The sequence below is a fragment of the Streptomyces sp. NPDC058157 genome, from assembly GCF_042884105.1.
Classification (GTDB): Bacteria; Actinomycetota; Actinomycetes; order Streptomycetales; family Streptomycetaceae; genus Streptomyces.
The window spans coordinates 49046-55561 of record NZ_JBHVUQ010000032.1 but is presented as its reverse complement, the minus strand read 5'-3'; the positions used below and the strand labels follow the sequence as shown (position 1 = coordinate 55561).

The following is a 6516-nucleotide window of genomic DNA, read 5'->3' as shown; positions in this document are numbered from 1 at the left end:
AGCACCCCCTACCCGTTCACCGCAGTGGTCGGCCAGTCCGACCTGCGGCTGGCGCTCCTGCTCAACGCCGTGAGCCCGGCGGTCGGCGGTGTGCTCGTGCGCGGTGAGAAGGGCACCGCCAAGTCCACCGCCGTCCGCGCGCTGTCCGCCCTGCTCCCCCACGTGGACGTCGTCCCCGGCTGCCGGTTCTCGTGCGCGCCCGCCGCCCCGGACCCGGCCTGCCCGGACGGCCCGCACGAGAGCGGCCCCGGCACCGACCGCCCGGCGCGGATGGTCGAACTGCCCGTCGGCGCCTCCGAGGACCGCCTCGTCGGCGCCCTCGACATCGAACGGGCCCTCGCCGAGGGCGTGAAGGCCTTCGAGCCGGGCCTGCTCGCCGACGCGCACCGCGGGATCCTCTACGTGGACGAGGTCAACCTCCTCCACGACCACCTGATCGACCTGCTCCTCGACGCCGCCGCGATGGGCGCCTCGTACGTGGAGCGCGAGGGCGTCTCCGTGCGGCACGCCGCCCGCTTCCTCCTCGTCGGCACCATGAACCCCGAGGAGGGCGAGCTGCGCCCGCAGCTCCTCGACCGGTTCGGGCTGACCGTCGAGGTCGCGGCCTCCCGGGAGCCCGCGCAGCGCGTCGAGGTGGTGCGCCGCCGGCTCGCGTACGAGGACGACCCCGCCGGCTTCGCCGCCCGCTGGGCCGGGGACGAGAGCGAGGTGCGCGCCCGGGTGGTGGCCGCGCGGGCGCTGCTCCCGCAGGTGGCGCTCGGGGACACCGCGCTGCTCCAGATCGCCGCCACCTGCGCCGGCTTCGAGGTCGACGGGATGCGCGCCGACATCGTGATGGCCCGTACGGCGACCGCCCTGGCGGCCTGGGCCGGACGGACCTGCGTCCTCAAGGAGGACGTCCGGCAGGCGGCGCTGCTCGCGCTGCCGCACCGGCGCCGCCGCAACCCGTTCGACGCGCCCGGCCTGGACGAGGACAAGCTCGACGAGATCCTGGACGGCTTCCCCGACGAGGAGCCGGAGCCCGACCCGGAGCCGGAGGGCCCGGACGGCGACGGCGGGGGCGGCCCGGACGGCGACGGCGGGGGCGGGGGCGACGGCGGCGGAGTGCCCCCGCAGGGCGGCGGTCCCGAGACCGGGCACGCGCCCGACGCGCCCGAAGCTCCGGAGCCGCAGGAGGCCCCCGAGGCCCAGCCCTCCGCCCCCCGGGGCGGAGCGGGCGGGGCCGAACAGGCCGCCGTGGCGGCCGCCGAGCCGTTCCGCACCAAGATGCTGAGCGTGCCCGGCCTCGGCGAGGGCGCGGCGGGCCGGCGCTCGCGGGCCCGTACCGCGCACGGCCGCACCACCGGCGCCCAGCGCCCCCGCGGCCAGCTGACGAAGCTGCACCTGGCGGCCACCGTGCACGCCGCCGCCCCGCACCAGAAGGCGCGCGGCCGCTCCGGCCCCGGCCTCGTCGTGCGCAAGGACGACCTGCGCCAGGCGACCCGGGAGGGCCGCGAGGGCAACCTCGTGCTGTTCTGCGTCGACGCCTCCGGCTCGATGGCCGCCCGGCAGCGCATGAGCGCGGTCAAGGGCGCGGTGCTGTCGCTGCTGCTGGACGCCTACCAGCGCCGGGACAAGGTCGGCCTGGTCACCTTCCGCGGGGCCGGCGCCGAACTGGCGCTCCCGCCCACCTCCTCGGTGGACGCGGCCGCCGCCCGGCTGGAGAAGCTGCCGACCGGCGGCCGCACCCCGCTCGGCCCGGGCCTGCTCAAGGCGCACGAGGTGCTGCGCATCGAGCGGCTGCGGGACCCCTCCCGGCGTCCGCTGCTGGTGGTCGTCACCGACGGGCGGGCCACCTCGGCCGGGGCCGTCGGCGGCGACCCGCGCGAGCTGTCGGGGCGCAGCGCCCGGCTGCTGGCCGCCGAGGGCGTCGCCTCGGTGGTCGTGGACTGCGAGTCGGGGCCGGTGCGGCTGGGGCTCGCGGGGGCGCTGGCCGCCGATCTGGGCGCGACCGCCGTGACCCTCGACGGACTGCGGGCCGACTCGCTGGCCGGGCTCGTCAAGAACGTACGTACCCACGAAACCTCAAGGAGGGCCGCCTGATGCCGCAGGGACAGCCGACCACCGTTCCCGACGACGGGCTCACGACGCGCCAGCGCCGCAACCGTCCGCTCGTCTTCGTCCACACCGGCCCGGGCAAGGGCAAGTCGACGGCCGCGTTCGGGCTGGCGCTGCGCGCCTGGAACCAGGGCTGGCCGATCGGGGTGTTCCAGTTCGTCAAGTCGGCGAAGTGGAAGGTCGGCGAGGAGAACGCGCTGAAGGTGCTGGGCGCCTCCGGTGAGGGCGGCTCCGTCGTCTGGCACAAGATGGGCGAGGGCTGGTCCTGGGTCCAGCGCGACGCGCAGCTCGACAACGAGCAGGCGGCCAAGGAGGGCTGGGAGCAGGTCAAGCGCGACCTGGCCGCCGAGACGCACAAGCTGTACGTGCTGGACGAGTTCGCCTACCCGATGCACTGGGGCTGGATCGACGTGGACGAGGTGATCGAGGTGCTCCGGAACCGGCCCGGTACCCAGCACGTGGTCATCACCGGCCGCAACGCCCCCGAGAAGCTGCTGGAGTTCGCGGACCTGGTCACCGAGATGACCAAGGTCAAGCACCCGATGGACGCCGGCCAGAAGGGCCAGAAGGGCATCGAGTGGTGACCTCGTCCACTGTGCCGCGGCTGGTCATCGCCGCGCCGTCCTCCGGCAGCGGCAAGACCACCGTGGCGACGGGCCTGATGGCGGCCTTCGCGGAGCGCGGCCTGGCCGTGTCCCCGCACAAGGCCGGGCCCGACTACATCGACCCCGGCTACCACGCGCTGGCCACGGGCCGGCCGGGGCGCAACCTCGACGCGTTCATGTGCGGGCCGGAGCTGGTGGCCCCGCTGTTCGCGCACGGGGCCGCCGGGTGCGACCTCGCGGTGGTCGAGGGCGTGATGGGGCTCTACGACGGGGCGGCCGGGCGGGGCGAGCTGGCGTCGACGGCGCAGGTGGCGAAGCTGCTGCGGGCGCCGGTGGTGCTGGTGGTCGACGCCTCCTCGCAGTCCCGGTCGGTGGCGGCGCTGGTGCACGGCTTCGCCTCGTTCGACCCCCAGGTGCGCCTGGGCGGGGTGATCCTGAACAAGGTCGGCTCCGACCGGCACGAGGTCATGCTGCGGGAGGCCCTGGAGGAGGCCGGCATGCCGGTCCTCGGCGTCCTGCGGCGGGCTCCGCAGGTGGCGACCCCGTCCCGGCACCTGGGCCTGGTCCCGGTGGCGGAACGGCGGGCCGACGCACTGGCGTCGGTGGCGGCCCTGGCGGACCAGGTCCGCGCGGGCTGCGACCTGGACGCCCTGCTGGCGCTGGCCCGGTCCGCCCCGGCGCTTGCGTGCGAGCCGTGGTCGCCGGAGGCGGCTGCACTCCCCCACCCCGCCCCTTCCCGAAACCGGGCGCTGCCCGGACCCGGTCCGTACGGCCGCCCCCTCATCGCCGTCGCCGGAGGCCCCGCGTTCACCTTCTCCTACGCCGAGCACGCCGAGCTGCTGCGCGCCGCCGGGGCGGACGTCGTCACGTTCGACCCGCTCAAGGACGAGGCCCTGCCGCCCGGCACCGCCGGCCTCGTGATCGGCGGCGGCTTCCCCGAGGTGTACGCCCCGGAGCTCTCGGAGAACGCCCCGCTCCGCGCGGCCGTCGCCGCCTTCGCCGCGGCCGGCGGGCCGGTCGCGGCGGAGTGCGCCGGGCTGCTGTACCTGGCGCGTTCCCTGGACGGGAAGCCCATGTGCGGGGTGCTCGACGCCGACGCCCGGATGTCGGAGCGGCTCACGCTCGGCTACCGGGAGGCGGTGGCGGTGTCGGACAGCCCGCTCGCGGCGGCCGGCACCCGGCTGCGGGGCCACGAGTTCCACCGGACGCTGGTCGAGCCCGCCGCCGGACCGGCTCCGGCCTGGGGGTTCACGCATCCCGAGCGCCGTGTCGAGGGCTTCGTCCAGGGCGGCGTGCACGCCAGCTACCTGCACACGCACTGGGCGGCGCAGCCGTCCGTGGCGTCGCGGTTCGCGGCGGCCGCCGCGGGCTTCGCGGCAGCCGGCCGGTGACGACCGCCGGACCGGTCCGGTCAGTCCGCGAGGCCGACCACGAGCCAGATCCCGGCCACCCCGCCCACCGTGCACATCAGCGTGGACAGGGCGGGGTGCTCGTGGTGCGCCTCGGGCAGGATCTCGGCGGCCGCCAGGTACAGCAGCGCCCCTCCGAAGAACCCGAGATACGCCCCCAGCGGTTCCTCCGGAAGGGTGAACAGCGCGGTGGACGCGGCGCCCACGACGGGCGCCGCGGCGTCCGCGAAGAGCATCATCAGCGCCTTGCGACGGGCGTTCCCGTACAGCGTGGTGAGGGTGTAGGTGTTGAACCCGTCGGCGAAGTCGTGCGTGATGACGGCCAGCGCGACGGCCACGCCCATCCCGCCGCCGACCTGGAAGGCGACGCCGAGGGCCACGCCGTCGGCGAGGCTGTGGCCGACCATAGCCGCGGCGGCGGTGAGCCCGACCTGCGGCACGCGGCCGCCGTGGTCGTGCCCGTGACCTGCGCCGTTGCTCCCGCCGTGCGAGGCCTGCCGGACGGCGAGCAGGCGTTCCACCAGATGGGCGGCGAGGAACCCGGCCACGAACAGCAGCAGGGCGAGCGGGACCCCGAAGACGTCCCGGCCGGCGGCGTGCAGGGCCTCCGGGAGCAGGTCCAGGCCCACGACGCCGAGCATCAGCCCGCCGGCCAGGCCGAGGACCAGGTGGCGGCGGTCGGTGACGCGTTGCGCCGTCCAGCCGCCCGCCAGCGTCATCAGGAACGCGCCCAGAGCCACGATCACCGCCATGTGCCCCTGGATACCGACTGGCGGCGCCGCGCGCACTTCCGCCGCGCGGGTGGCGGACGTCACCGTGATGACGACAGACGACAGACGACGGACACCAGTACGGAGGGAGGACCCCGGTGGGCGAGTACGTGACGCGGCTGGTGGTCGGGGTCGGCGGACGCGCGGGGGTTTCCGTGGCGGAGGTCTGCGCGCTGGTCGAGGAGACCCTGCGCGGGGCCGGGCTGTCCGCCGCGGCGGTGACGGCGCTGGCCACGGTGGACTCGAAGATCCGGGAGCCCGGGATCGCGGGTGCGGCGGAACGTTTCGGCGTGCCGTTGGTGGGCTATCCCGCCGAGGAGCTCGCGCGGATCCCCGTCCCGCACCCCTCGCCGGCCGTGCGCGAGGCGGCGGGGACCGCCTCGGTGGCGGAGGCGGCGGCGCTGGCGGGCGGCGGGGAGCTCCTCGTGCCCAAGCGGCGTTCGGTGGCGGCGACCTGCGCGGTGGCCACCGTCGAGGAGCACGACCTGCGCCACCACGGGGACGCGGAGGTGGCCGACGCGGGCGACGGGCTCGTGGACCTCGCGGTGAACGTGCGCTCGGACACCCCGCCGGAGTGGCTCAAGCGGCGGATCGCGGCCTCCCTCGGGGAGCTCGCCGCCTACCCGGACGGCCGGGCGGCCCGGGCGGCGGTGGCGCGGCGGCACGGGCTGCCGGTCGAACGGGTCCTGCTGACGGCGGGGGCGGCGGAGGCGTTCGTGCTGATCGCGCGGGCGCTGGACGCGGAGCGGCCGGTGGTGGTGCACCCGCAGTTCACCGAGCCGGAGGCGGCCCTGCGGGACGCCGGGCACCGGGTGGAGCGGGTGCTGCTGCGGCCCGAGGACGGGTTCCGGCTGGACCCGGGGGCGGTGCCGGAGGAGGCGGACCTGGTGGTGGTGGGCAACCCCACCAACCCGACGTCGGTCCTGCACCCGGCGGCGACGCTGGCCGCGCTGGCCCGGCCGGGGCGGACCCTGGTGGTGGACGAGGCCTTCATGGACGCCGTCCCGGGCGAACGGGAGGCACTGGCGGGGCGGATGGACGTGCCGGGGCTGGTGGTGCTGCGGAGCCTGACGAAGACGTGGGGGCTGGCGGGGCTGCGGATCGGCTACGTGCTGGCCGAGCCGGAGGTGATCGCGAAGCTGGCGGCGGCGCAGCCGCTGTGGCCGGTGTCGACCCCGGCGCTGGTGGCGGCGGAGGCGTGTGTGGCACCGGAGGCGCTGGAGGAGGCGGAGGCGGCGGCCCGCCGGATCACGGTGGACCGGGCGCACCTGCTGGCGGGGCTGGCGGAGTTCGAGGAGGTCACCGTCTGCGGGGTGGCCGAGGGCCCGTTCGTCCTGGTCCGCGTCCCCGGTGCGACGGAGGTCCGGACCCGCCTGCGGGCCCTGGGCTTCGCGGTGCGGCGGGGCGACACGTTCCCGGGGCTGGACGGCTCGTGGCTGCGCCTGGCCGTCCGCGACCGGGCGACGACGGGCCGCCTGCTCCAGGCCCTGGACCACGCCCTCGCGCTGGCCGCGCCGTAACAGGGGGCGGGGTCCCGGCGCGGCCCGGCGTCGGCCGCGGCCGGATCGCGCGCCGCGCATTCCGGCCCGCGCCGATGGCACCTCCCCGCGGTGACCGGGGGAGGCAGGGCGGTGG

5 protein-coding genes are annotated in these 6516 nt (G+C 76.7%); 4 read left to right on the top strand and 1 reads right to left on the bottom strand.

Annotated features, from left to right (window positions below):
- The 3 genes from ACFVXK_RS11200 to ACFVXK_RS11190 all read left to right on the top strand — a co-directional run.
- The coding region (locus ACFVXK_RS11200) for a putative cobaltochelatase (protein ID WP_389611231.1) at window positions 1–2082 on the top strand (2082 nt) is incomplete at its 5' end.
- Complete coding sequence (gene cobO, locus ACFVXK_RS11195; RefSeq protein ID WP_389611230.1) at window positions 2082–2681, top strand: cob(I)yrinic acid a,c-diamide adenosyltransferase; 600 nt, start codon at window positions 2082–2084, stop codon at window positions 2679–2681. The genes ACFVXK_RS11200 and cobO, both read left to right, overlap by 1 nt.
- The gene (locus tag ACFVXK_RS11190; protein WP_389611229.1) at window positions 2675–4093 is read left to right on the top strand and encodes a cobyrinate a,c-diamide synthase; all 1419 of its coding nucleotides are present in this window, start codon (window positions 2675–2677) and stop codon (window positions 4091–4093) included. The genes cobO and ACFVXK_RS11190 overlap by 7 nt, the downstream gene beginning before the upstream one ends.
- A 20-nt stretch (window positions 4094–4113) precedes the next feature.
- Here ACFVXK_RS11190 and ACFVXK_RS11185 read toward each other — a convergent pair whose 3' ends face one another.
- Complete coding sequence (locus tag ACFVXK_RS11185; protein ID WP_389611228.1) at window positions 4114–4863, bottom strand: ZIP family metal transporter; 750 nt, start codon at window positions 4861–4863, stop codon at window positions 4114–4116.
- Window positions 4864–4991: 128 nt separating this feature from the next.
- On the opposite strand from ACFVXK_RS11185, the gene cobC reads away from it, so the two are divergent.
- Window positions 4992–6401 (top strand): Rv2231c family pyridoxal phosphate-dependent protein CobC, encoded by a 1410-nt coding sequence (gene cobC / locus ACFVXK_RS11180; RefSeq protein ID WP_389611234.1) that lies wholly within the window; start codon window positions 4992–4994, stop codon window positions 6399–6401.
- Window positions 6402–6516: the final 115 nt, after the last annotated feature.

Bases quoted from the DNA above. Each gene is read 5' to 3' on its own strand.
- ACFVXK_RS11185 (WP_389611228.1), bottom strand. From the start codon at position 4,863: ATGGCGGTGATCGTGGCTCTGGGCGCGTTCCTGATGACGCTGGCGGGC.
- cobO (WP_389611230.1), top strand. From the start codon at position 2,082: ATGCCGCAGGGACAGCCGACCACCGTTCCCGACGACGGGCTCACGACG.